Origin of the sequence: Streptomyces sp. NPDC002680, assembly GCF_042889145.1 — a bacterium.
Classification (GTDB): domain Bacteria; phylum Actinomycetota; class Actinomycetes; order Streptomycetales; family Streptomycetaceae; genus Streptomyces; species Streptomyces adonidis.
On record NZ_JBIAQP010000013.1, the window covers coordinates 120,005 to 141,943 of the forward strand.

The 21,939-nt window shown below is 70.0% G+C and carries 21 protein-coding genes; 13 read left to right on the forward strand and 8 right to left on the reverse strand.

What is annotated here, in order from left to right; all coding sequences use genetic code 11:
- Positions 1-93 precede the first annotated feature (93 nt).
- The 3 genes from ACFYXF_RS31630 to ACFYXF_RS31640 are packed head-to-tail and all read left to right on the forward strand — an operon-like array spanning position 94 to position 2,257.
- Complete coding sequence (locus ACFYXF_RS31630; RefSeq protein WP_369031819.1) at positions 94-1,158, forward strand: Rieske 2Fe-2S domain-containing protein; 1,065 nt, start codon at positions 94-96, stop codon at positions 1,156-1,158.
- Positions 1,155-1,325 (forward strand): hypothetical protein, encoded by a 171-nt coding sequence (locus ACFYXF_RS31635; RefSeq protein WP_389354770.1) that lies wholly within the window; start codon positions 1,155-1,157, stop codon positions 1,323-1,325. Before ACFYXF_RS31630 ends, ACFYXF_RS31635 begins: the two co-directional genes overlap by 4 nt.
- Positions 1,322-2,257, forward strand: a complete 936-nt coding sequence (locus ACFYXF_RS31640; protein ID WP_389354772.1) for a PDR/VanB family oxidoreductase — start codon at positions 1,322-1,324, stop codon at positions 2,255-2,257. The genes ACFYXF_RS31635 and ACFYXF_RS31640 overlap by 4 nt, the downstream gene beginning before the upstream one ends.
- On the opposite strand, the gene ACFYXF_RS31645 is transcribed toward ACFYXF_RS31640, so the two are convergent.
- Entirely contained in the window at positions 2,208-3,026 is an 819-nt protein-coding gene (locus tag ACFYXF_RS31645; RefSeq protein ID WP_389354774.1) for an IclR family transcriptional regulator C-terminal domain-containing protein, read from the reverse strand. The genes ACFYXF_RS31640 and ACFYXF_RS31645 overlap by 50 nt on opposite strands.
- Before the next feature lie 224 nt (positions 3,027-3,250).
- Between ACFYXF_RS31645 and ACFYXF_RS31650 the strand changes: the two genes are divergently transcribed.
- Genes ACFYXF_RS31650 through ACFYXF_RS31665 form a run of 4 tightly spaced genes read left to right on the forward strand, consistent with a single transcriptional unit; the run spans position 3,251 to position 6,634 of the window.
- Positions 3,251-4,222, forward strand: coding sequence for an ABC transporter substrate-binding protein (locus ACFYXF_RS31650; protein WP_389354776.1), 972 nt, complete (start codon positions 3,251-3,253; stop codon positions 4,220-4,222).
- A complete protein-coding gene (locus ACFYXF_RS31655; RefSeq protein ID WP_389354777.1) occupies positions 4,219-4,992 on the forward strand; it encodes an ABC transporter permease in 774 nt (257 codons plus the stop codon). Before ACFYXF_RS31650 ends, ACFYXF_RS31655 begins: the two co-directional genes overlap by 4 nt.
- Complete coding sequence (locus tag ACFYXF_RS31660) at positions 4,989-5,768, forward strand: ABC transporter permease (protein ID WP_389354779.1); 780 nt, start codon at positions 4,989-4,991, stop codon at positions 5,766-5,768. The genes ACFYXF_RS31655 and ACFYXF_RS31660 overlap by 4 nt, the downstream gene beginning before the upstream one ends.
- A 26-nt stretch (positions 5,769-5,794) precedes the next feature.
- Positions 5,795-6,634 carry an ABC transporter ATP-binding protein gene (locus tag ACFYXF_RS31665; RefSeq protein WP_389354781.1) on the forward strand — a complete coding sequence of 280 codons (840 nt, stop codon included), beginning with the start codon at positions 5,795-5,797 and terminating at the stop codon, positions 6,632-6,634.
- 75 nt (positions 6,635-6,709) lie between these two features.
- Here the strand turns inward: ACFYXF_RS31665 and ACFYXF_RS31670 are convergent, their stop codons facing one another.
- On the reverse strand, positions 6,710-7,381 hold the full coding sequence (locus tag ACFYXF_RS31670) for a hypothetical protein (protein WP_389354783.1): 672 nt from the start codon (positions 7,379-7,381) through the stop codon (positions 6,710-6,712).
- Positions 7,382-7,616: 235 nt separating this feature from the next.
- Here ACFYXF_RS31670 and ACFYXF_RS31675 point away from each other — a divergent pair, with 235 nt between their 5' ends.
- Genes ACFYXF_RS31675 through ACFYXF_RS31685 form a run of 3 tightly spaced genes read left to right on the forward strand, consistent with a single transcriptional unit; the run spans position 7,617 to position 10,028 of the window.
- Positions 7,617-8,273 carry a helix-turn-helix domain-containing protein gene (locus ACFYXF_RS31675; protein ID WP_389354785.1) on the forward strand — a complete coding sequence of 219 codons (657 nt, stop codon included), beginning with the start codon at positions 7,617-7,619 and terminating at the stop codon, positions 8,271-8,273.
- Positions 8,274-8,305: 32 nt separating this feature from the next.
- The gene (locus ACFYXF_RS31680) at positions 8,306-8,836 is read left to right on the forward strand and encodes a toxin-antitoxin system, toxin component (RefSeq protein ID WP_369031861.1); all 531 of its coding nucleotides are present in this window, start codon (positions 8,306-8,308) and stop codon (positions 8,834-8,836) included.
- 13 nt (positions 8,837-8,849) lie between these two features.
- On the forward strand, positions 8,850-10,028 hold the full coding sequence (locus ACFYXF_RS31685) for an MAB_1171c family putative transporter (RefSeq protein ID WP_389354786.1): 1,179 nt from the start codon (positions 8,850-8,852) through the stop codon (positions 10,026-10,028).
- 49 nt (positions 10,029-10,077) lie between these two features.
- Here the strand turns inward: ACFYXF_RS31685 and ACFYXF_RS31690 are convergent, their stop codons facing one another.
- Positions 10,078-11,094 carry an alpha/beta fold hydrolase gene (locus ACFYXF_RS31690; RefSeq protein ID WP_389355089.1) on the reverse strand — a complete coding sequence of 339 codons (1,017 nt, stop codon included), beginning with the start codon at positions 11,092-11,094 and terminating at the stop codon, positions 10,078-10,080.
- Between the two features lie 204 nt (positions 11,095-11,298).
- Here ACFYXF_RS31690 and ACFYXF_RS31695 point away from each other — a divergent pair, with 204 nt between their 5' ends.
- A complete protein-coding gene (locus ACFYXF_RS31695) occupies positions 11,299-11,526 on the forward strand; it encodes a hypothetical protein (protein ID WP_389354787.1) in 228 nt (75 codons plus the stop codon).
- Here ACFYXF_RS31695 and ACFYXF_RS31700 read toward each other — a convergent pair.
- Both ACFYXF_RS31700 and ACFYXF_RS31705 read right to left on the reverse strand, forming a co-directional pair.
- The gene (locus tag ACFYXF_RS31700) at positions 11,501-12,172 is read right to left on the reverse strand and encodes a 4'-phosphopantetheinyl transferase (protein WP_389355091.1); all 672 of its coding nucleotides are present in this window, start codon (positions 12,170-12,172) and stop codon (positions 11,501-11,503) included. The two genes, ACFYXF_RS31695 and ACFYXF_RS31700, sit on opposite strands and share 26 nt — an antisense overlap.
- A 109-nt stretch (positions 12,173-12,281) precedes the next feature.
- Positions 12,282-13,190, reverse strand: coding sequence for a metallophosphoesterase family protein (locus tag ACFYXF_RS31705; RefSeq protein WP_389354789.1), 909 nt, complete (start codon positions 13,188-13,190; stop codon positions 12,282-12,284).
- Between the two features lie 365 nt (positions 13,191-13,555).
- Here ACFYXF_RS31705 and ACFYXF_RS31710 point away from each other — a divergent pair, with 365 nt between their 5' ends.
- Both ACFYXF_RS31710 and ACFYXF_RS31715 read left to right on the forward strand, forming a co-directional pair.
- Positions 13,556-14,713, forward strand: a complete 1,158-nt coding sequence (locus ACFYXF_RS31710) for an ATP-grasp domain-containing protein (RefSeq protein ID WP_389354791.1) — start codon at positions 13,556-13,558, stop codon at positions 14,711-14,713.
- Between the two features lie 152 nt (positions 14,714-14,865).
- Positions 14,866-16,560, forward strand: a complete 1,695-nt coding sequence (locus tag ACFYXF_RS31715; RefSeq protein ID WP_389354793.1) for a carbohydrate binding domain-containing protein — start codon at positions 14,866-14,868, stop codon at positions 16,558-16,560.
- A 177-nt stretch (positions 16,561-16,737) separates the two neighbouring features.
- Here ACFYXF_RS31715 and ACFYXF_RS31720 read toward each other — a convergent pair whose 3' ends face one another.
- The 3 genes from ACFYXF_RS31720 to ACFYXF_RS31730 are packed head-to-tail and all read right to left on the reverse strand — an operon-like array spanning position 16,738 to position 21,925.
- On the reverse strand, positions 16,738-19,791 hold the full coding sequence (locus ACFYXF_RS31720) for an alpha-mannosidase (protein ID WP_389354795.1): 3,054 nt from the start codon (positions 19,789-19,791) through the stop codon (positions 16,738-16,740).
- Between the two features lie 33 nt (positions 19,792-19,824).
- Complete coding sequence (locus ACFYXF_RS31725) at positions 19,825-21,162, reverse strand: 6-phospho-beta-glucosidase (protein WP_389354797.1); 1,338 nt, start codon at positions 21,160-21,162, stop codon at positions 19,825-19,827.
- Between the two features lies 1 nt (position 21,163).
- The gene (locus ACFYXF_RS31730; protein ID WP_389354799.1) at positions 21,164-21,925 is read right to left on the reverse strand and encodes a DeoR/GlpR family DNA-binding transcription regulator; all 762 of its coding nucleotides are present in this window, start codon (positions 21,923-21,925) and stop codon (positions 21,164-21,166) included.
- Between the last annotated feature and the right edge of the window lie 14 nt (positions 21,926-21,939).

Consider the following 21,939-nt stretch of genomic DNA (forward strand, 5'->3'; position numbering starts at 1 on the left):
CCCCAGCCCCTTCCGTGAGGCGGAAGAGGTATTGCGCCCCCGCGACACCCTTCCGGACGATGTCGCCATCACCCAACGACGGGAGCCGCAACGATGCCGCACACCACCGCCTTCGCCAGGAACCAGTGGTACGTCGCCGCCTACAGCCACGAAGTGGGCCGGGAGTTGCTCGGACGGACGATTCTCGGCGAGCCGCTCGTCTTCTATCGCACCGAGGGCGAGGGCACGCCGATAGCCCTGCACGACCGCTGTGTGCACCGCCGGTACCCGCTCTCCGAGAGCGGACTCGACGGCGACCGGATCGTGTGCGGCTACCACGGCTTCACCTACGACACCACGGGTACGTGCGTGTACGTGCCGGGGCAGAAACGGGTGCCGCGCACCGCCCGCGTCGCCTCCTACCCGGTGGTCGAGCAGGACTCGCTGATCTGGGTCTGGATCGGCGACGCGGCGCTCGCCGACCCGGGGACCATCCCGCGCGCCCGGCACCTCGACTCCCCCGGCTGGACCACCATCCAGGGCATGGAGCCGATCGACGCCGACTACGGACTCCTGGTCGACAACCTCCTCGACCTCTCCCACGAGACCTATCTGCACGGCGGCTACATCGGCACCCCCGAGGTCGCCGAGACGCCGATCACCACCGAGGTCGACGAGGGCGCCGGGATCGTACGGGTCAGCCGGCACATGGCCGACGCCGAGTGCCCGCCGTTCTACGCGAAGTCGACCGGCATCGAGGGGCGGATCACGCGCTGGCAGGACATCGAGTACCACGCGCCGTGCCTGTATCTGCTGCACAGCCGGATAGCCCCGGTGGGCGTGGTGCCCGAGGCGGACGGCAGCGACCCGAACGGCTTCCACACCGAGATCACGTACGCGATCACGCCGTCGTCCGACGGCAAGGTGTACGACTTCTGGATGGTCTCGCGGGACTGGGCCACGGACGACGACGAGGTCACCGAGTTCCTGCGGAGCAACAACCACACGGTCGTCATGCAGGACGTCGTCGCGCTCAACCTCCTTCAGGAGACGCTCGGTTCGGAGCGCACCGGCTACCAGGAGCTGAGCATCAACATCGACACCGGCGGTCTCGCCGCCCGCCGTATCCTCGCCCGGCTGGTCGAGGAGGGCGACAAGCCCGTGGAGAAGGTGCTGTGAGCAGCCCCACGGGCGAGGTCTACCGCATCGACTGGCTGCCGGGTACGGACATCCTGCACGGCACCTGTCACTGCGGCCGTGAACACAGCTCGCAGGACCCCATCGAGATGTGGGAGTGGATGCTCTCCCACCCCCAGGGACATCAGCCGCAAGGAAGCGACTCATGAGCGTGTACGAAGCCGAACTCGTCGTTGATCGGCGCGAGTTGGCCGCCGATGGCGTGCTCGCGCTCACTCTGCGGCATCCGCTGGGTGAAGAACTCCCGCCGTGGGAACCCGGCGCCCATGTCGACGTCGTGCTCGGGCCCGAGCTGGAGCGCCAGTACTCGCTGTGCGGCGACCCGGCCGACCGGTCGGCGTGGCGGATCGCGGTGCTGCGCGAGCCGGACGGGCGCGGTGGATCCGCGTATGTGCACGGGCAGTTGGGGCTCGGCGACAAAGTACGGGTGCGGGGGCCGCGCAACCACTTCGCGCTCAAGCCCGCTCCCCGCTACCGCTTCGTCGCGGGCGGTATCGGCATCACCCCGATCCTGCCGATGCTCGCCGCCGCCGAGGCCGCGGGCGCCGAGTGGACCCTGCTGTACGGCGGGCGCACCCGTAACTCCATGGCGTTCACGGAGGAGTTGGGGCGGTACGGGGACAAGGTCACGTTCGCTCCGCAGGACGAGACCGGGCTGCTCGACCTCGACTCGGAGGTCGGGCGGCTGGCGGAGGGCACCCTCGTCTACTGCTGCGGTCCGGGTGCGCTCCTCGACGCGGTGGAGGCTGTGTGTCCGGGCGGTGCGCTGCATGTCGAGCGGTTCACGCCCAAGGCCCAACAGGGCGGTGACGAGCGCGAGTTCGAGGTCGTGCTGCAGCGCAGCGGTCGTACGCTGACCGTGCCCGTCGATGTGTCCGTCCTCGACACCGTGCGCGGGGCCGGGGTCGAGGTGCTCTACTCCTGCACCGAGGGGACCTGCGGCACCTGTGAGACGGATGTCCTCGAAGGCACCCCGGACCACCGGGACTCGGTGCTCTCGGACGAGGAGCGGGAGGCCGGCGAGACGATGCTCATCTGTGTGTCCCGGTGCCGTGGTCCGCGGCTCGTCCTCGACCTGTAGCCATCGCCAGGTCCGCCTCGATCCGGGCGACGGTGGCCAGGAGGTGGGGCAGCAGGTCCCGGCGTACCGACTCCAGGGAGTTGCGGCCGGCATGGACGGGGATGTTCACGCCGGCCACCACCTCGCCGTCCCGGTCCCGCACCGGGGCGGCGACCGAGCGCAGCCCCTCCTCCAGTTCCTGGTCGACAACGGCGTACCCCTGTCGCCGTACGCGCTGAAGTTCCGCCCGCAGTAAGGCCGTTGACGTGATCGTCCGGTCGGTCAGCGGGCGCAGGTCGGCGCGGGCGAGGCGGGCGTCCAGCTCCTCCTCGGGCAGATGCGCGAGGATCACCCTTCCCACCGAGGTGACGTGGGCCGGGAAGCGGGTGCCGACGGTGATGGCCGCGGTCATGATGCGGCGGATGGGGACCCGGGCCACGTACACGATGTCGTCGCCGTCCAGGACGCACAGCGAGGACGACTCCCCTACCTGCGCGACGAGTTGCTCCAGATGCGGCTCGGCGATCTGCGGCAGGGTGAAGGCGGCGAGGTACGCGTAGCCGAGTTCCAGCACGCGCGGGGTGAGCCGGAAGAGCCGGCCGTCACTGTGGACGTAGCCGAGGTCGGCGAGGGTGAGCAGGAAGCGGCGGGCGGCGGCTCGGGTCAGTTCGCAGGCGCGGGCGACCTCGCTGAGCGTCAGCGCCGGGTGTTCGGCGTCGAAGGCGCGGATGACGGCCAGGCCGCGTTCGAAGGAGCGGACGAAGTGCGGGGCACGGGCGGCAGCGGACATCGTAGCCTCCACAGGGACGTACGAGCGTGCGCTGTGCGCACGCTATGTGTGTGCGTCGTGTACGTCAACGACCGGGTACCACAAGGGCATTGACCCTGGCTGGCGTGGGGCCCTACGTTCCCGCTGAGACGTTCTCCCTGAGCACGCCCGTGCTGTCTGCGCACAATCCGCCACCATCTGGCACAACCTGTCGGAGTACCAGGATCGGTCCCACAGGAGGAGTCATGCGTCGTCTGTTCACCGGCCTCACGGCCGCCACGCTCCTGGTCACCGCGACGGCCTGTGGTTCGTCGGACGGTTCCGGCTCGTCGGACGGCACCACGTCGTCCGGCGGCACCACCACGGTCAAGGTCGGCATCATCCCCATCGTCGACGTGGCTCCCCTCTACCTCGGTCAGCAGAAGGGCTTCTTCAGCAAGCACGGGCTCAAGCTGTCCCTCACCCTCGCGCAGGGCGGCGCGGCGATCGTGCCGGGTGTCGTCAGCGGCCAGTTCCAGTTCGGCTTCAGCAACGTGACGTCGTTGATGATCGCCCAGTCCAACGACGTGCCGGTCAAGGCCGTCGTCAACGGCATCGCGTCAACTGGCGTGGCGGGCAAGGACTTCAGCGCGATCACCGTGAAGAAGGACAGCCCGATCAAGTCGGCGAAGGACCTGGAGGGCAAGAAGGTCGCCGTCAACACCCTCAAGAACATCAACGAGACGTCGGTGCGCGAGTCGGTGCGCAAGGCGGGCGGCGACCCGGACAAGGTGACGTTCGTCGAGCTGGCCTTCGACCAGATGCCCGCCGCCCTCGACAGCGGCCAGATCGACGCCGCCCAGGTGGTCGAGCCGGCCCTCGCGACCATCAAGAGCCAGGGCGGCACCGAGATCGCCTGGCCGATGGTGGACGTCGCACCGAACTGCACCGTCGCGATGTACTTCACCTCGACCCAATACGCCCAGCAGAACCCGGAGTTGGTGAAGAAGTTCCAGGAGGCCACCGCCGAGTCCCTCGCCTACGCCGACGCCCATCCGGACGAGGCCCGGCAGGTCGTCACGACGTACACCAAGATTCCGGCGGACGTACTGGCGAAGGTGACCCTGCCGAAGTGGCCGGCCGAGGCGAACCGTGCCTCGATCGAGGCGCTGATGAAGCTCGGCGAGGAGGACGGGCTCTTCAAGAAGACCCCCGACCTGGACAAGCTGCTGCCGTGAGGGGGACGAACGCCGTCCTCGGCGCGACCGGGCTCGCGGTCTTCCTCGCCCTGGGTGAGGCGGTGCCGCGGCTCGGTCTCGTCAAGGAGGCGTACTTCCCGCCCGTCGCCCGGATCGCCGGCGCCCTCGGCGACGAGCTGTCCGACGACGCCTTCTGGACGGCGCTCGGCGACACGCTCACCGGCTGGGCGCTGGGCCTCGCCATCGCGGTGAGCGCGGGCATCGCCGTCGGGGTGCTCGTGTCGGTCGTGCCGTATCTGCGCGAGGCCACGGCGTCGACGATCGAGTTCCTGCGCCCGATCCCGTCGGTCGCGCTGATCCCGCTCGCCGTCCTCCTCTACGGCAGCGAACTGCGCTCGGTCCTGCTCCTCGTCGTCTACGCCTCCTTCTGGCAGGTGCTGGTCCAAGTCCTGTACGGCATCCAGGACTTGGACCCGGTCGCGGACGAGACGGCACGCTCGTACGGTCTGGGCAGCTGGGCACGCATCCGGTACGTGCTGTGGCCCACCGCCCTGCCGTACGTCATGACCGGCGTACGACTCGCCGCGGCCGTCGCGCTGATCCTGACCGTGACCGCCGAACTGGTCATCGGGGCACCGGGGTTGGGCGCGCGCATCGCCGTCGCGCAGAACTCGCAGGCGGTGCCCGAGATGTACGCGCTCATCGTGGTCACCGGGCTGCTCGGGCTTGTCATCAACGTGGGCGCGCGTACGGTGGAACGGCGGGCGCTGGCCTGGCACCAGTCGGTGCGCGGGGAGGTGGCGGTGTGACCCGGTTCCTGCTCCGGCTGGTCTTCGTGCTCGCCCTGCCCCTCGTGCTGCTCGGGCTCTGGTGGCTCGCCTCCGACGACAGCACCAACCCTTTCTGGCCACCCCTGCGGACGATCCTCACGGCCTTCCCCGACGTCTGGACCCCCGAGCGGCTGCGCGCGGACGTGCTGCCGAGCGTGCTGCGACTGGCCGCCGGGTACGCGGTGGCGGCCGTCGCCGGGGTGGCCCTCGGCACGGTCATCGGCTCCTACCGGCGGGTGCGGGCCCTGTGCGAACCGGTGCTGGAGTTCCTGCGGGCGATCCCGGCGCCCGTCCTGATCCCCGTCATCATGCTGTTCGCGGGCATCGACGACACCATGAAGATCACCGTGATCGCGAGCGGCTGCGTCTGGCCGATCCTCCTGAACACCGTCGAGGGGGTGCGCGCGGTCGACCCGGTGATGGCCGAAACGGCACGTTCGTACGGGATCAAGGGCGCCGCCCGGCTGCGGAACGTGGTGCTGCGCTCGGCGAGCCCGCAGATCTTCGCGGGGCTGCGCCAGGCGCTGTCCATCGCCATCATCCTGATGGTCATCAGCGAGATGTTCGCCGCCAGCAACGGGCTCGGTTTCACCATCGTGCAGTTCCAACGCAGCTTCGCCATACCGGACATGTGGACCGGGATCCTCGTCCTGGGCCTGTTCGGCTTCGTCCTCTCCGTCGTCTTCCAGCTGGTCGAGCGGCGGGTGCTCGGCTGGTACCACGGTCTGCGCGCCTCGGCCCGGCGGTCGCAGTGAGCCTCTCGAACGTGAAAGGGCGGTCCATGGGCGCGCTTCTCGATGTATCCGGGCTGAACAAGGTCTACGAGGGGTCCGGGCGCCGGGTCGAGGCGGTGCGGGACCTCACCTTCGGCATCGAGGCGGGTGAACTCGTGTGTCTGGTGGGGCCGTCGGGGTGCGGCAAGACGACGCTGCTGAAGTGCGTCGGCGGGCTGATGACACCGACGGCGGGCCAAGTGACGCTCGCGGGGCGGCCGGTGAGCGGTCCGCCGCCCGGGATGGCGTTCGTCTTCCAGGAGTACGGCCGCAGCCTGTTCCCCTGGATGCGGGTCGGCGACAACGTCGAACTCCCGCTCAAGCAGAAGAACTTGTCCAGGTCCCGGCGCCGTGAACTGGTCGCGGACGCCCTGCGCTCGGTCGGGCTCGCGGACGCGGCAGGGGCGTATCCGTGGCAGCTGTCCGGCGGTATGCAGCAGCGGGTCGCGATCGCCCGCGCGCTCGCCTACGAGCCCGAAGTCCTGCTGATGGACGAGCCGTTCGCGGCGGTCGACGCCCAGACGCGCGCCGATCTCGAAGACCTCGTACGGGGGCTGTGGCGGCAGCGCGGGATCACGATCCTGTTCGTCACGCACGACATCGACGAGGCCGTGTACCTGGGTCAGCGGGTGCTCGTCCTGTCCGCGTCCCCGACCGTCGTCAAGGAACAGCTGACGATCGATCTCCCGGACGAGCGCGACCAGTTGCACACCCGGGTCGCCCCGCGCTTCGCCGAACTGCGCACGCATGTCTACGAGCAGATCCAGGCGGCCAAGCGCGGAACTCCGGCACACGAACCGTCGGACAGGATCGAGGTCATCGAGGACAGGGCCGTGGACAAGAGCTGAGGCAGGGTGACAGGGCGGCGGCCCCGGTGCCGTCGGCGACCTGAACGCCGACGGTTCCGGGGCCAGGTCCCCGTGTCACGCCTCCGGGGCCGGCACCACACTCAGGTGGCTCGCCGAGCGCCGCGGGCGGCGTGGTCCTCTCGCGGCGTCCGCCGGGCGCCGCGTCTCGCGGAGCACCAGCGTCAGCCTCGTATAGCCCATGTCCTCAAGGGACTTGGAGGTCTCTCCCACGACCCGGCACTCGGTGGCGCCCCAGCGCGGGTCGGGGTGCAGCAGGGGGCGTACGGCGGCGTCGTGCTGGACTGCCTCCGCGCCGACCGCCCGGATCCAGTGCGGCAGGCCCTGCCGGTAGGCGGCCTCCATGATCGGGTCCTGGGCGATGTCCCGGCGGATCGACTGCAGGCCGCGGTCCTGGCTGTGCCGCTCCACGGCGGCGGCGAAGTGCGCGAGCATCGGCAGGCACCAGCTCGACTCGTGCTCGCCGAGGACCGTGCCCGCGTCCGGGTGGAAGAGGACGAAACGGAGGAAGTTGTCGCCGGGCATGGCCGTGGGATGCGGGCCGACGGCGCGGAAAAGTGTCTCGAACGCGGTGTTGGAGAGGACCACGTCCCACCGGTGGTCGAGGACGACGGACGGAAAGGGCGCGGCCTCCACGAGCCTGGCGTAGTCCCGCAGATACGCCTGGGCCTCGGGACTCTCGGGGACTGGCCGCGGCGCCGGCCGCTGCCCTCCTGCCTGAAATGCCATCGGGAGGTCACCCCTCTTGCCTATGCGGCCTTCACGCGGCGCCCTGATCCTGATGCCCCGGTACGAGCCGTGTCAACTATCGTGGCATTTCATGCCTGTTGACGGCTGAATCTGGCCACAGATGTGGCGAGAGCTGGATGTGAGTTCGAACAACCCGCTACTCTCTCCGGGCAGTTCGCGGCAACAGCGATGCCGGACGAAGACGAAGACGGACCAAGACGTGGGAGACCTGTCGGTGACGGATGGCTACGAGGTTCCGGGCGCCACGGCGACGGTTCTGCTGTCCGCCGTAGTGGCCCGTGTCACCGCGCTCTCGGACCGGCTCGGCGTGCCGCACGCCGAGGTCTTCAGGACGGCGCAGCTCTCCACCGCGTCCGGTGTGCCCGAGAGCGTCGTCAAGGCCCTGCTGAGCGGCCAGAGCGCCGGCGAACCCGATCTCCAGGCCCGCTTTCTGCAGCGGCTGGGCCTGCTGCGCCGCACCCGGCTCAAGCCGAACGGCCGCAAGTACACCCAGCAGGAGATCGCCGACGGCGCCGGTATGTCGCGCCAGCAGGCGGGCGCCCTCATCAACGGCGACCGGCGCCCCACGATGGAGCACTGCGACGCCATCCAGCGCTTCTTCAGAGTGCACGCCGGCTTCCTCACCGCGGAGGACCCCGAGGCGCTCGCGGGCGCTCTCCAGCGCACCGAGCAGGAGCTTCTGCAGCAGCTCGCCGACCGTGAGCGCGAGGCGGCGGCGGCCGCCTTCGACCCGCTGGAGCGGCTGTTGCAGGACCACGGAGTCCGCGGAATCGCCTGGCGGGCCGCGCAGCTGCCCTCCGACCAGCATCGCGACAAGGTCGCCGAATGGCTGGACATGCTTCTGGAGAGCGTCAAGCGGCCGGAGTCGTGATCCGAGGGATGACTGTGAACATCGGCAAGGAAATGCGCCGTCTGTGCGGCGAGTTGGTCACCGAGCTGAAGCTCCCGGTACCGGCGGAACCCGCCGACCTCTATGCCGCCCTGTGCGATGCCATGAGCAGGCGCCGAGGCCGTCCCGTCCTGTTCCGCGCGGCGCCCTTCCCGCCCGGTACCGCCAGCGGGCTGTGGCTCGACATGGCCGACCAGGATCTCATCGTGGTCGAGGAACGCACCGCGCCCGACCACCAGTTGGTGATCCTGGGCCACGAACTGTGGCACATGCAGTCCGGGCACTGCGGCCATCACGTCGACGGCGCCGCGGTCGCCGCCCGGCTGCTCAGCGACACCGCGGACCTCCAGGCCACGGTCCGCAAGGTGGCCGCCCGTACCCGCTTCGACCTCGCGGACGAGCAGGACGCGGAGAGCTTCGGCCTGCTGCTGGCCAGCAAGTGCCGTACGTGGCTGGCCGGTTCGGCACTGCGCAAGCCGGTCCAGCGGGATCAGCTCGCGGGCCGGATCGAGGCATCCCTCGGCTATCGCGGGCCGCAGAGCTGAGGCGGCGCCCGGCGTGAACGACTCCAGCTACTACGTGCCGTCCGCCGCGATGGTGATCGTCCTTCTCCTCAAGGGCCGGGCGGTGCTGCGCGCCTGGCGGGACCCGCTGCTGCGGTCGGTGTACGCGCTGCTCCTCCTCTCCGTACTGGTGTTCCTCTTCGCGGCCCCGCCGACCATCTCCTGGGTCAACCGCGTCACCGCCGTCCCGAACATCTCGGCGCCGCTCGTGTACTGCCTGCTGAGCGCCTTCAGCGCCTCCTGCCTCGTCCTGATCATCAACTGGCGCGGCGGCCCGCCCGAGTCCACCCGACGCGCCTCGCGCCGCTGGCTCGCCGGGTACGCGGTGGTGATCGTGGCGACAGCGGCCCTGTTCGCCCTGGGCAACGCCCCCGAGCAGCGCCTGCGCGACTTCGACACGCACTACGCGAACACGCCGTACATCCGCGAAATGATCGTCCTCTACCTCGTGGCCCTGACAGTCGCGAACATAGCGATGAACATGATGTGCTGGCCGTGGGCACTCCAGGTGCACGGCTGGCTGCGGGTCGGCCTGCTGGTCATCGTGGCCGGCTTCTTCTGCAACATCGCCTTCGCGGCGGCCAAGATGACGGCCGTGATCGCCCGCTGGAACGGCGAGAACCTCGACTACCTGAGCACGTACGTCGCCCCCGCGATGGCCGCCGCCGCGGAGGTGGTCACCGCGGCCGGCTTCTGCATCCCGCTGGCCTTCCAGCGCGTGGGCGACGTGTGGAGCACCTGGTCGACATACCGCCGCCTGAGCCCCCTGTGGCGGGAACTGGCCCCCCTCTCGGACCACGGCGACCGCGGGGTCCGGATCGCCTGGTGGTCCCCGGCCGAACTCCAGGTCACCCAACGGGAGTCGGACATCCACGACGGCATGCTCAGCCTCTACCCGTACTTCGACCCCACGGTCCGAAGCAGGGCCTACGAGGCCGCCGTCGCCGCCGGTTCGTCCCCCGAGGGCGCCAAGGCGGAGGCAGACGCGGCGATGGTGACGGCGGCGATACGGGCCAGGGCAGCGGACCCGGAGGGCAGGGTGATCAACGCGGCGGCGACGGAGAACGGCGCGTCGGCGGCGACAGCCGAGGGCCCTCGCGACTTGGTTGCCATGTCCCACGCGTTGCGGAGATCACCAGTGGTGGCAGAGATACGGGAGGGGAGGAGCGTTTAGGGGCGCGGGGAACTGCGCGACCAGCCACGACGGCGCCGCACCCGAAAAACTACGTCGCACTACGCTCACTCACCTCCCGCAACTCCTCCTCCCCCGCCCCGTCCCCCACAGGCCGCCCATCCACCAACAACTCCCGCCAATGCTCCCGACTCCAGTCAGCCGGCGCACTCCCCCCGGTGAACTCCTCCACCAACTCCACAAACCGCGCCGGATCACTGTGGAACGGAAAATGCCCCGCCCCCTCGAAGATCTCCAGCCGACTACCGGGCATGGCCTCATGCGCCCCATAAGCGTGCCGCACCGGCACCACACTGTCCCGGTCCCCCCACAGCAGCATCGTCGGCATGCCCTCGGTCAGATAACACCGATCGAGCATGGTCACGACCTGCCCCCGCCAGTCGACCACAGCACGCAGCGTACGAATGAAGGCGTTGCGCGAGGTCTCGTCGGGCAACGCATCAACGAGCGTGAGCAACTCGGGCGCGTCCTGCCCCAGATCGGTGTCCAACAGCTTCATCAGCCGTACGACAAGCCCCACTTGCAACCGCATCCCCGGCAACCGCAGCGCGGACAACGCGAGATGGGCACCGGGCAGTGACACGGCCCGCAGAACCGGGTTCACCTCACGCCCCACACCCCCCGCGCTCACGAGAATCAGCCGCTCGGTGCGCTCGGGGAACTGATAGGCGAACTGCATCGCCACCCCGCCCCCGAGCGAGTGCCCGACGAGCGTCGCGGACTCGATGCCGAGTGTGGTGAGCAGATCGCGCACGCCGTTGGCGTAGGCGGCCACCGAGTAGTCGGCGCGCGGTTTGTCGGACGCGCCGTGGCCGAGCAGGTCGGGGGCGATCACGGTGTGGCTGCGGGCGAGGTCGGGGATCAGCTCGGCCCAGGTCGCCGAGGAGTCGCCGATGCCGTGGATCAGGACGAGCGCGGGGCCCGAGCCCGCCATACGGAAGGCCCGACGGTACCCGTGCACGACGCGGTACCGCAGTTCCAGTTCGTCGTCGCCCACCGGACGCAGCCGTACCGCGCGTGCCGGTCCGTGACGCGGAACGTCCGTCACTCCGCTCACCTCCCCGTTTCCTGTGCACCGACTCCTTGCTGAAAACCTTTTCCCCTCAGCGTAGAACCCCATTCTCACGAGGCGTTTCGAGGAGGTTTCGCCTCCGCTAAGCGAGCGAACCGACGCGTACGGGAACCGGATTGTCAGTGGCGGGCGGCAAGCTGGGAGGTGCAGGAATGACGCCGACACGGGGAGAGCCGACCGATGCCGACAGCCGTACTGACCGACCGTGAGCGCACCGCCGTACAGGCCTACTTGAGGCTGCTGCACACCGTCCGCGCAGCCTTCGACGTGCCACCGGGGAGCCGCCGACCACCCGTCGTGCCGCCCGCCGTCCTCGCGGAGGCGGAGGCGGCGCTGACGGCGGCGGGCCTGAAGGGCAACGAGGAGCGGTTCTTCGAGCTGCTCAGGCAGGCTGATGCGGCACACTGACCGCCGTGCCGAGCAGCCCGCGCCGCACGGTCCAGCGGCCGTCGAAGTACCCGAGTTCGTGGCCGTCGACGACCGGTCCGGGCACCAGCAGCCGGGCCCGGAAGGTGCCGTACGGGTGCGGGCCGGGGGCGGTCGTGAACGCGATGTCGGCCTCGCTGAAGTCCAGCCACTTGCCGGTGAGGGGGAACCACGCCTTGTAGACCGATTCCTTGGCGCTGAACAGCAGCCGGTCCCAGTGCACGGGGATTCCGTGCGCGCCGGGGCCGTCCTCGGCGAGCAACCGCAGGTGTTCCCGCTCCGTGGGCAGGGCCACGGAGTCGAGGACGCCCTCGGGCAGCGGCTGGTGGGGTTCGGCGTCGATGCCGATCGAGGCCAGGTCGGTGGCGCGGACCAGTGCGGCGGCGCAGTAGCCCTCGCAGTGGGTCATGCTGCCGACCAGCCCGGCCGGCCACTGCGGTGCGCCCCGCTCGCCGGGCAGCACGGGCTGCGGCGGCACACCGAGCTTCTCCATGGCCCGGCGGGCACAGGCGCGTACGAGGGTGAACTCACGCACGCGCTTGGGCACCGCCCGGGTCACGAGCGCCTGCTCCTCCGGATACAGCGTCGCGCCGCCAAGACCGCCTGCCCCAAGACCGCCGGTCCCCAGGCCACCGCCCCCAAGACCGCCGGCGCCCAGCCCACCGGCCTCTAGGCCACCATCGCCCAGCCCACCGATCCCGTCCCCACCGGCCCCGTCCCCACCGCCGACGACCTCGTCACCGTGTGCCTCCACGGCCACCACCGTGGCCGGAAGCAGCTCCTCGATCACCGGATCCGACCTCCATCGGCAGTATGCGGCGCAGCCTCCCCGGGTCTCCGGGGCGCTTCTGCCACTCGCGGGGGTAGCCCACCGACACTTCTTCGAAGCGGACGCCCTCGTGCCAGGTGGTCCGAGGGATGTGCAGATGACCGTAGACCATGGTCGCGACGCGGAAGCGGCGGTGCCAGTCGGCGGTCAGCGTGGTGCCGCACCACATGGCGAACTCGGGGTGCCACAGCACGTCCGTCGGATGCCGGTCCAGCGGATAGTGGTTGACGAGCACCGTCGGCAGGTCCTCGGGCAGCTCCGCGAGCCGCCGCTCGGTCTCCGCGACCCGGGCCCGGCACCAGGCCTCACGGGTCGGATAGGGGTCGGGGTGCAGGAGGAACTCGTCGGTGCAGACGATGCCTGTGCTCTCCGCGTAGGCGAGGCCCTCCGCCTTGGTGGCGCAGCCCTGCGGCAGGAAGGAGTAGTCGTAGAGGAGGAAGAGCGGCGCGACGGCCACGGGGCCGCCGGGGCCCTCCCACACGGGGTACGGGTCCTCGGGCGACACCACACCCAGCTCGCGGCAGAGGGCGACCAGGTGTTCGTAGCGGGCGACGCCGCGCAGGGTGACCGGGTCCTTGGGGTGGGTCCACAGCTCGTGGTTGCCGGGTGCCCAGATGACCTTCCGGAACCGGCCGGCGAGGGTTTCGAGGACCCAGCGGATGTCGGCCACCTTCTCCGACACGTCGCCGGCGACCAGGAGCCAGTCGTCGTCCGACTCGGGGTGCATCTGTTCGACCAGGGCGCGGTTCTCGGGGTAGCCGATGTGCAGATCGCTGATCGCCAGCAGCTGTCCGGCACCGCCGGCCGTCGTCTCCACCTCAGCCCCTTCCGCATCCGAACTCCGCCCCCGCGGGCGCACGTTCGGTCCACAACAACACATCCCCGGCGACCGGACAAGTACGGCTCTCCGCGCCCGGGAAGCCCCCTCCACAGAGATCCACGAGCGGCGCCGAAGATCACTACAGGGGGCCACTGCCGGTGCACAAGGCAACACACGGTGTACTGCTGTCAATTCCGTAACACGCACGTAGCAGTATCAAGGTCTGCGGAGCCTTATGATCGCCTCAACACTTCCGCCACAAACCCGGTTCGCACCCGGCGGCTTGTCGTGTTCCCAACTCTCCCCTGGCCGGGCTCGGCCTTGCTCCGCCGTGCCCGTGATCCTTGAAAGGTGGCCCCTGCATGGTCTCTCGCGTACGCGTCTGGCTCAACCGCACGTACGCGGAGAACGTGTTCTTCATTGAACAGGTGCGGAAAAATCCCAGCGACCGTGCGGTGTCGATCCACGCCACCCACGGGGACGCCGACTCCCCCGTCCTGGCCGCCGCCGACACCGCCGCGATGGAGCCCGAGGGCCTGTCCCCCGCCGCGTATGTCGAATACGCGCTCGACCAGTGCGACCGCCGTGAGATCGACGTCTTCGTGCCGCGACTGCACCAGGACGCGATCGTCGAGCACCGCGCGGACTTCGAGGCCGTCGGCACCAAGCTGCTCGCACCGACACCCGAGGCGGTGGCCGTCTTCCAGGACAAGGCGACCGCGTACCAGGCCGTCGAAGCGGTCGGCGTGCCGGTGCCGCCGTGGTGGCGAGTGCGCACCGCCGACGAACTCCTCGCCGCCGTCGAGCAGTTGGAGGCCGACGGGCACAAGGCGTGCTTCAAGCCGGCGGCGGGCGCGGGCGGTGTGGGCTTCCGGGTGATCACCCGCGCCCCCTTCTCGATGGCGCACCTGAACGGGTTCCCCAGCCCCTACGTCCAGTTGGACATGGTCCTCGACGTGCTGCGGAACTCCGAGGACGGCGTCGACTGGCTGGTGATGCCCCGTCTGGAGCAGCCCGAGGTGTCCGTCGACTGCCTCACCGGCCCCGACTCGCGCATCCGGATGGCGATCGGCCGCACCAAGAACGGCAGGCGGCGCGGCTTCACGCTCGACGAGGCCTGGCTGGAGCCCGCGCGGCTCATCGCCGAGGGCTTCGGACTGCACCACCTGAGCAACATTCAGTTCCGGATGTACGGTGACCGTCCGGTCCTGATGGACGTCAACACGCGCCCGGCCGGCGGACTTCACCAGCTCCAGCTGTGCGGTGTCAACGCCCCTTGGGCCGCAGTGCAGTTGGCGCTCGGCGAGGACCCGGGCGACCTGGTGCCGCCGTTCCTCGGCCAGGACTACGCGGTGGTCTCCGCACCTCGCCCGGTGCGCACGGCCTCGGTTCCGGCCCACGCGGACGAGGTCCCGGCGCCCACACTGTCCGCCGTACCGGCACCGATGTCCGTCGAGGAACCGGTCACGGGAGCGACAGCTGAGGCATCGGCGGGAGCGCCGGCAGCGGCCACCGCGTAAGTACACCCTCCTTCACCAGGCACATCCACATCGGTCTGGACCAATCGGCGCGCAGTCTCTTGACAGCCCGACTGGTCCAGACCAACTTTGTTGCGCACCCCTTTGCATACCCGTGCACTCCCGAACACCCCCATGACTTCAGGGAGATCGCTGTGCGCTTCGTCAACCTCACGCATCCCGGAAGATCGCTCCGGCACCGTCTGCTCGCCCTGTTCGGCGCCACCGCCCTGGCCCTGGCCGGGGCGATCGCCCTGCCAGGCACAGCCCAGGCGGCCAACGTCCTCACCAACCCCGGCTTCGAGTCGGGCTCCCTCTCCCCCTGGTCGTGCACCGGCAACCTCGGCTCGATCGCCTCCTCGCCCGTACACAGCGGGGCCAAGTCCCTTGCGGGCGCGGCCAGTTCGAGCGACAACGCCAAGTGCTCCCAGACCGTCGGCGTCCGCCCGAACACTGCCTACGTCCTCAGCGCCTGGGTGCGCGGCTCGTACGTCTACCTGGGCGTCGACGGCGGCCCCTCGACCTGGACGACGTCCGCGTCGGCGTACGCGCAGCTGTCGGTGTCCTTCACCACCGGGGCCGCGCAGACCACCGCCACGGTCTACACCCACGGCTGGTACGGCCAGGGCACCTACAACGCCGACGACATCAGCCTCGACGGCCCGGGCGGCAGCTCGGACACCCAGGCCCCGACCGCGCCCGGCAGCCTCCGCTCCACGGCCAAGACCTCCTCGACGGTCTCCCTGGCCTGGAACGCCGCGTCGGACAACGTCGGCGTCACGGCGTACGACATCTATCGCGGCGCGAGCCAGGTGCTGAGCGTCTCCGGCACGACGGCCACGGTGAGCGGCCTCGCGGCGAGCACCGCGTACTCCTTCACGGTGAAGGCGAGGGACGCGGCGGGGAACGTCTCGGCGGCCTCCAACGCCGTGAGCGTCACGACGGACGCGGGCAGCGGCGGCGGGACCGGCTTCAAGCAGGCGGCACCCTATCTCTACCTCGGCTGGGGCGACCCGCCGAGCGCGACCTCGGTGATGAGCGCGACGGGCGTCAAGTGGTTCACGATGGCGTTCATCCTCTCCTCCGGCGGCTGCAACCCCGCCTGGGACGGCACCCGTGCGCTGACCGGCGGCAACGACCAGACCGTCATCAACTCGATCCGCGCGGCGGACGGTGACATCGTCCCGTCGATCGGCGGCTGGAGCGGCAACAAGCTCGGCCCGAACTGCTCGACACCGGAGGCCCTCGCGGGTGCCTACCAGAAGGTGATCGACGCGTACGGGCTGAAGGCGATCGACGTCGACATCGAGAACTCGGACGAATTCGAGAACGAGGTGGTGCAGGACCGCATCCTGGGCGCCCTGAAGATCGTCAAGGCGAACAACCCGGGCCTGCGCACGATCCTCACCTTCGGTACGTCGACCACCGGCCCGACCTACTGGGGCAACCGCCTGATCGAGCGCGCGTCGGCCCTCGGGGCCAACATCGACGTGTTCACGATCATGCCGTTCGACTTCGGCGGCGGCGCCGACATGTACGCCAGCACCGTGAACGCCACGGAGGGCCTCAAGACGAAGCTGAGGTCGACGTTCGGCTGGGACGACGCCACGGCGTACGCCCACATCGGCATCTCCGGCATGAACGGCCTGTCCGACCAGCAGGAGCTGACCAGCCCGACGACCTGGACCCAGATCCGCGACTGGTCCAACTCCCACCACATCGCCCGCCTCGCCTACTGGTCGGTCAACCGCGACCGCCCATGCCCCGGCGGCGGAGTGGTCAGCAACTGCTCAGGCATCAACCAGACCACCTGGCAGTTCACATCGATCACGGCCGGCTTCACAGGCTGAGCAGCCGTAGAAAGAGGCAGCCGCAGAAAGAGGGGCGAGTCGGGCCGCATTGAGAGGGGCGGGTCGAGCCGCGTTGACAGGGACGGGCGGGCCGCAAACAACACGGCCCGCCCGTCCCACCTAGGGGCGCGGGGAACTGCGCGACCAGCCCCCACCGACCCGCAGCCGAAGAACCGCCTAACCGGCGGAGCCGACAGCCAACCGGAACGTCTGCACCTCGAACGGCCGCAGCGTCACAGCCACCGTGTCACCCTCCACCTCAGCCTCCGACAACGGTCGTTCCAACAGATCCGTGATCTTGGCCCCCGCCAACGGGAACCCGGTGCACAGAACACCCTCCGCACGACCACCACGCGACTCGTACAGGCGAACGACAACATCACCGGACGCGTCATCGGCCAGCTTCACCGCCTCGATCGTCACCCCGTCCCCGTCCGCCCACACCACCGGCTCCGCCACACCCGCCGCATCAGCGACACGCAACGGCAGATTCAGCGAGTACCCCTCGGCCACCGCGTCCTCGATGCTCGCGCCGGGCAGCAGCGAGTACGTGAACCGGTGCTTGCCCTGGTCGGCCCCGGGGTCCGGGATCCGCGGGGCGCGCACCAGGGACAGCCGGACCGTGGTCGTCGTACCGCCGTCCTCGCGGACCGTGCGGGAGACGTCGTGGCCGTACGTCGAGTCGTTGAGGACCGCGACGCCGTAGCCGGGCTCGGCGAGGTGCACCCAGCGGTGGCCGGAGACCTCGAACCGGGCCGACTCCCAGCTGGTGTTGGTGTGCGTGGGCCGCTGGACGTGGCCGAACTGGATCTCCGCCGACGAGTGCGCCGCCCGGATGTCCACCGGGAAGGCCGCCTTGAGGATCTTCTCGGCCTCGTGCCAGTCGATCTCCGTCTCGAAGTCGATCCGGGGGCTGCCGGCCCGCACGGTGATCGTCTGGACGATCTTCGAGTCCTTGCCGAAGGCACGCTCCACGCGGATGGCGCCGAGAAGCGGGTCCTCGTCGACGACCGTCACGGAGGACGTCTCCAGCAGGTCCGTGTAGCGGTTCTTGTAGTGCTTGTCGATGTCCCAGGCGTCCCAGTAGTTCGGGAGGTCGGTGTGCAGGCGGAGCAAGTTGCCCTTGTCGGCGAGGACTTCGCGGTTGGCCCGCAGGTCGCGGACCGACGACAGGGTGCCGTCCTCGGCCACCTCCACCCGTACCAGACCGTTGTCGAGGATCCGGCCGCCCGTGACCGTCACCGGCTGCGGGGGCTCCGCGACGGCCAGCGGGGCGCTGCCGTTCGCCGGGACCTCCACGTACATGGGGACACCCGTCGAGGTGCGGACCACCTCGGCCCGGTCGTACGGGCTGGTGTTGAACGCACGGGACTCACCGCCGCCGAGCGCGGCCACCGCCTCTGCGGTCAGCGCCTCCAACTCCTCGGCCACGCGGGCGTATTCGGCCTCCGCCTCGCGGTGCACCCAGGCGATGGACGAGCCCGGCAGGATGTCGTGGAACTGGTGCAGCAGGACCGTCTTCCAGAGCCGGTCCAGGTGCTCGTACGGGTAGGCGTAGCCCGGCGCGTGCAGCGCGGCCGTCGTCGCCCACAACTCGGCCTCGCGCAGCTTGTGTTCACTGCGCCGGTTGCCCTGCTTGGTGCGGGCCTGGGAGGTGTACGTGGCGCGGTGCAGCTCCAGGTACAGCTCGCCGACCCAGACCGGGGCGTCCGGGTACTCCTCGCGGGCCTTGGCGAAGAAGTCGTCGGGGTGCTCGATCTCGACCGTCGCCGAGCCTTCCAGGTCGGCGAGCCTGCGCGCCCGTTCCATGATCTCGCGGGTGGGGCCGCCACCGCCGTCGCCCCAGCCGAAGGGGGCCAGCGAGCGGTTCGCGACGCCCTTCTCCTGGTAGTTGCGTGTCGCGCGGGACATCTCCTCGCCGCTGAAGCGGGCGTTGTAGGTGTCGACCGGCGGGAAGTGCGTGAAGATGCGGGTGCCGTCGATGCCCTCCCACCAGAAGGTGTGATGGGGGAACTTGTTGGTCTGGTTCCAGGAGATCTTCTGGGTGAGGAACCAGTCGTTGCCGGCGAGCTTGGCGAGCTGCGGGTAGGCCGCGGTGTAGCCGAAGGAGTCCGGCAGCCACACGCCCTTGGTCTCGACGCCGAAGTGCTCGATGAAGAACCGCTTGCCGTGGATGAGCTGGCGGGCCATGGCCTCGCCGCCGGGCAGGTTGCCGTCGGCCTCGACCCACATGCCGCCGACCGGCGCCCACTGGCCCTTCTTCACGGACTCCTGGATGCGCGCCCAGACCTTGGGGTAGTTGTCGCGCACCCACTCGTACTGCTGGGCCTGCGAGCAGGCGAAGATGAAGTCCTCGTACTCGTCGGCCAGCGAAGTCACGTTGGAGAACGTGCGGGACGTCTTGCGCTTGGTCTCGCGGATCGGCCACAGCCACGCCGAGTCGATGTGCGCGTGTCCGACACCGGAGATCTTGTGGGCGCTGGCGTTGGCCGGCTTGGCCAGCGTGGGCGCCAGGGCCGCTCGTACCGCCGCCGCCGAACCGGCCACGTCGTCCAGGTCGAGCAGGTCGAGCGCGCGGTCCAGGGCGTGGGTGATCTCGTGGCGGCGCGGGTCGTGCTCGCCCAGCTCCAGCATCAGCTCGCGCAGCACCTGGATGTCGAGGTCGAGGTGGAAGACCTCCTCGTCCAGGATCGCGAGGTCGGCGCGCTGGAAGGTGTAGATCGGCTTGTCGCCGGCGGTGAGGATGTCACCCATGGGGGTGATCTTGGAGAAGTTGTCGGCGAGGATGTCCGGGTTGGAGGCCGCCTCGACCAGGTAGTCGATCTCCTCGCCGCCGACGGCGGGGTTGGCGATCGGCACGTACTGGTTGAGCGGGTTGACCGCCTTCAGCGGGGTGCCGTCGGTGAGGTGGACCAGGGCCTCGGCCTGGTTGCCCGGCCAGTCGCCGATGAAGCCGAGGTCGATGACCGCCTCGACGCGCCGCCCGGCCCACTCGGCGGGCACCTGTCCGCGCATCCGGAACCAGGTCGTGCCCCAGGGCGGGCCCCAGGGGGTGTCCATGGCGAAGGGCGTGTACGGCGCGGCCGCCGCCTCCTCGAAGGAGACCGGCTCGCCCGGCGCCTGCCAGGCCTCGACCGTGAAGGGCACCGTGGCCGCGTAGATCGCCGCCTTGATCCGCTGGTCGTGGAGGCGCTGGACGCGCTCCTCGATCCGCTGGCGTTCGTCGTGCATGAGAAGTCTCCAGATACGAGCGGGGGAAAGCGCTTACTTAAGGTACGCCAGGCCGGGGTGGACCGCGGTGTATCCGTCGACCAGTCTGCGGGCCACGTTCACGGAGTCGACGAGCGGGTGGAGCGCGAACGCCTTGACCGCCGTCGCGCGGGAGCCGGACTCGGCGGCGGCGAGCACCTCGCGTTCGACCGCCTTGACCGAGCAGACCAGGCCTGAGGCGTGGTCGGGCAGCGGGTCGACGGTGACCGGGTGGGCGCCGTTGGCGTCGACCAGGCAGGGCACCTCGATGACGGCCTCGGCGTCGAGCACCGAGAGCGTCTTCCGGTTGCGGACGTTGAGGATCAGTGTGGTGCGCTCGTCGCGGGCGATGGCCCGCATCAGGGCGAGGGCGACCTTCTCGTAGCCCCCGGACAGGTCGTCGGCGTCCCGTTCGCCGGCGCCCGCCGTCTCGCGGGCCTCGGCCATGTAGGTCGCCTCGCGCTCGGCGCGGGTGCGGTCCCAGGCGGTGAGGGCGGCGGCGTCGGGCCGCTTCATCTCGTCGTAGAAGCCGGCCTGCTGGTCGCGCAGGAAGGCGCCGCGGGTCTTCTCGGCCTCGCTGTAGGCGCGTACGGCCTCGCGGTTGAAGTAGTAGTAGTGCAGATACTCGTTCGGGACGGCGCCCAGGGACTGGAGCCAGTCGGTGCCGAAGAGCTTGCCCTCCTCGAAGGAGCCGAGGAGGTCGGGGTCGGCGAGCAGACGCGGGAGTTCGTCGCGGCCGTTGATCCGCAGGCCGCGCACCCAGCCGAGGTGGTTGAGGCCGACGTAGTCGATCCACGCCTCGCCGGGGTTGGCGCCGAGCACGCGCGCGATCCGGCGACCGAGGCCCACCGGGGAGTCGCAGATGCCGATGACGCGGTCGCCGAGGTGGCGGGACATGGCCTCGGTGACCAGTCCTGCCGGGTTGGTGAAGTTGATGACCCAGGCGTCCGGGGCGACCCGGGCCACGCGCCGCGCGATGTCCTCGGCGACCGGGACCGTGCGCAGGCCGTAGGCGATGCCGCCGGCGCCGACCGTCTCCTGGCCGAGGACGCCCTGGTCGAGGGCCACCTTCTCGTCGTTCGCCCTGCCCTCCAGGCCGCCGACGCGGATCGCGGAGAAGACGAAGTCGGCGCCGGTGAGCGCCTCGTCGAGGTCGGTCGTGGCGCTCACCTCGGGGGCGTCAGGCACCCCCGCCGCCTGCTCGGCCAGGACGCGGGTGACCGCGGAGAGGCGGCCCGCGTCCAGGTCGTGCAGGGTGACATGGGTCACCCGGCCCTCGGCGTGGTCGCCCAGGAGCGCCCCGTACACGAGCGGCACACGGAATCCGCCACCGCCCAGAATCGTCAGCTTCACGCTATTGCACCTTTCCTGCCGTGATGACCTGCACCCCGGCCTCCTGCAAAGAGGTCTGCGTCGCCGGGTCCACCGGCGCGTTCGTCACCACCATGTCCAGTTCGTCCGGGCCGCAGACCTTCGCCATCCCCGTGCCGGGGAACTTGGCGCGGTCGGCCAGCAGTACGACCCGGTCGGCGGACTTGATCATGGCGCGCTTGACCGGTACCTCGACGACTGTGGTGTCCATCACCTGACCGCCGGGGCGGACGCCGCTGGTGCCGAGGAAGAGCCAGTCGGCGTGCAGCTGGCGCAGGTTGTCCTCGGTGAGGAAACCGACCAGGGAGCGGTACTCGCGCCGGACCATGCCGCCGAGGAGCACCAGCTCGATGCCCTCGTCGTCGACCAGTTCCTCGAAGACCACCAGGTTGCTGGTGATCACGGTGAGCCGGCGGCCGTGCAGCTGGCGGGCCAGCCGGTAGGCGGTGGTGCCGATGTCGAGCAGCACGGACTCGCCGTCCGTGACGAGCGACGCGGCCTTGGCAGCTATCGCGTCCTTCTCGGCGACGCGCACCTCTGCGACCTCGGCGAAGGGCTGGTCGCCCTCCTCCACCACGGCGCCGCCGTGGACACGGGTGAGCAGACCCTCCTCCTCCAGTCTGACCAGGTCACGCCGGATGGTGGCGGGGCTCACGCCCAGTTGCTCGGAGAGATCGGTCACGGCCGCGGGGCCGCCCGAGCGCAGGGCCCGCAGGATGAGTTGATGTCGTCTTTCTGCCAGCACGCGACGAACAGTAC

Coding starts and splice junctions, on each gene's coding strand:
- ACFYXF_RS31630 (WP_369031819.1), top strand. CDS start 94: ATGCCGCACACCACCGCCTTCGCCAGGAACCAGTGGTACGTCGCCGCC.
- ACFYXF_RS31640 (WP_389354772.1), top strand. CDS start 1,322: ATGAGCGTGTACGAAGCCGAACTCGTCGTTGATCGGCGCGAGTTGGCC.
- ACFYXF_RS31645 (WP_389354774.1), bottom strand. CDS start 3,026: ATGTCCGCTGCCGCCCGTGCCCCGCACTTCGTCCGCTCCTTCGAACGC.
- ACFYXF_RS31650 (WP_389354776.1), top strand. CDS start 3,251: ATGCGTCGTCTGTTCACCGGCCTCACGGCCGCCACGCTCCTGGTCACC.
- ACFYXF_RS31665 (WP_389354781.1), top strand. CDS start 5,795: ATGGGCGCGCTTCTCGATGTATCCGGGCTGAACAAGGTCTACGAGGGG.
- ACFYXF_RS31670 (WP_389354783.1), bottom strand. CDS start 7,381: ATGGCATTTCAGGCAGGAGGGCAGCGGCCGGCGCCGCGGCCAGTCCCC.
- ACFYXF_RS31680 (WP_369031861.1), top strand. CDS start 8,306: ATGCGCCGTCTGTGCGGCGAGTTGGTCACCGAGCTGAAGCTCCCGGTA.
- ACFYXF_RS31695 (WP_389354787.1), top strand. CDS start 11,299: ATGCCGACAGCCGTACTGACCGACCGTGAGCGCACCGCCGTACAGGCC.
- ACFYXF_RS31710 (WP_389354791.1), top strand. CDS start 13,556: ATGGTCTCTCGCGTACGCGTCTGGCTCAACCGCACGTACGCGGAGAAC.
- ACFYXF_RS31720 (WP_389354795.1), bottom strand. CDS start 19,791: ATGCACGACGAACGCCAGCGGATCGAGGAGCGCGTCCAGCGCCTCCAC.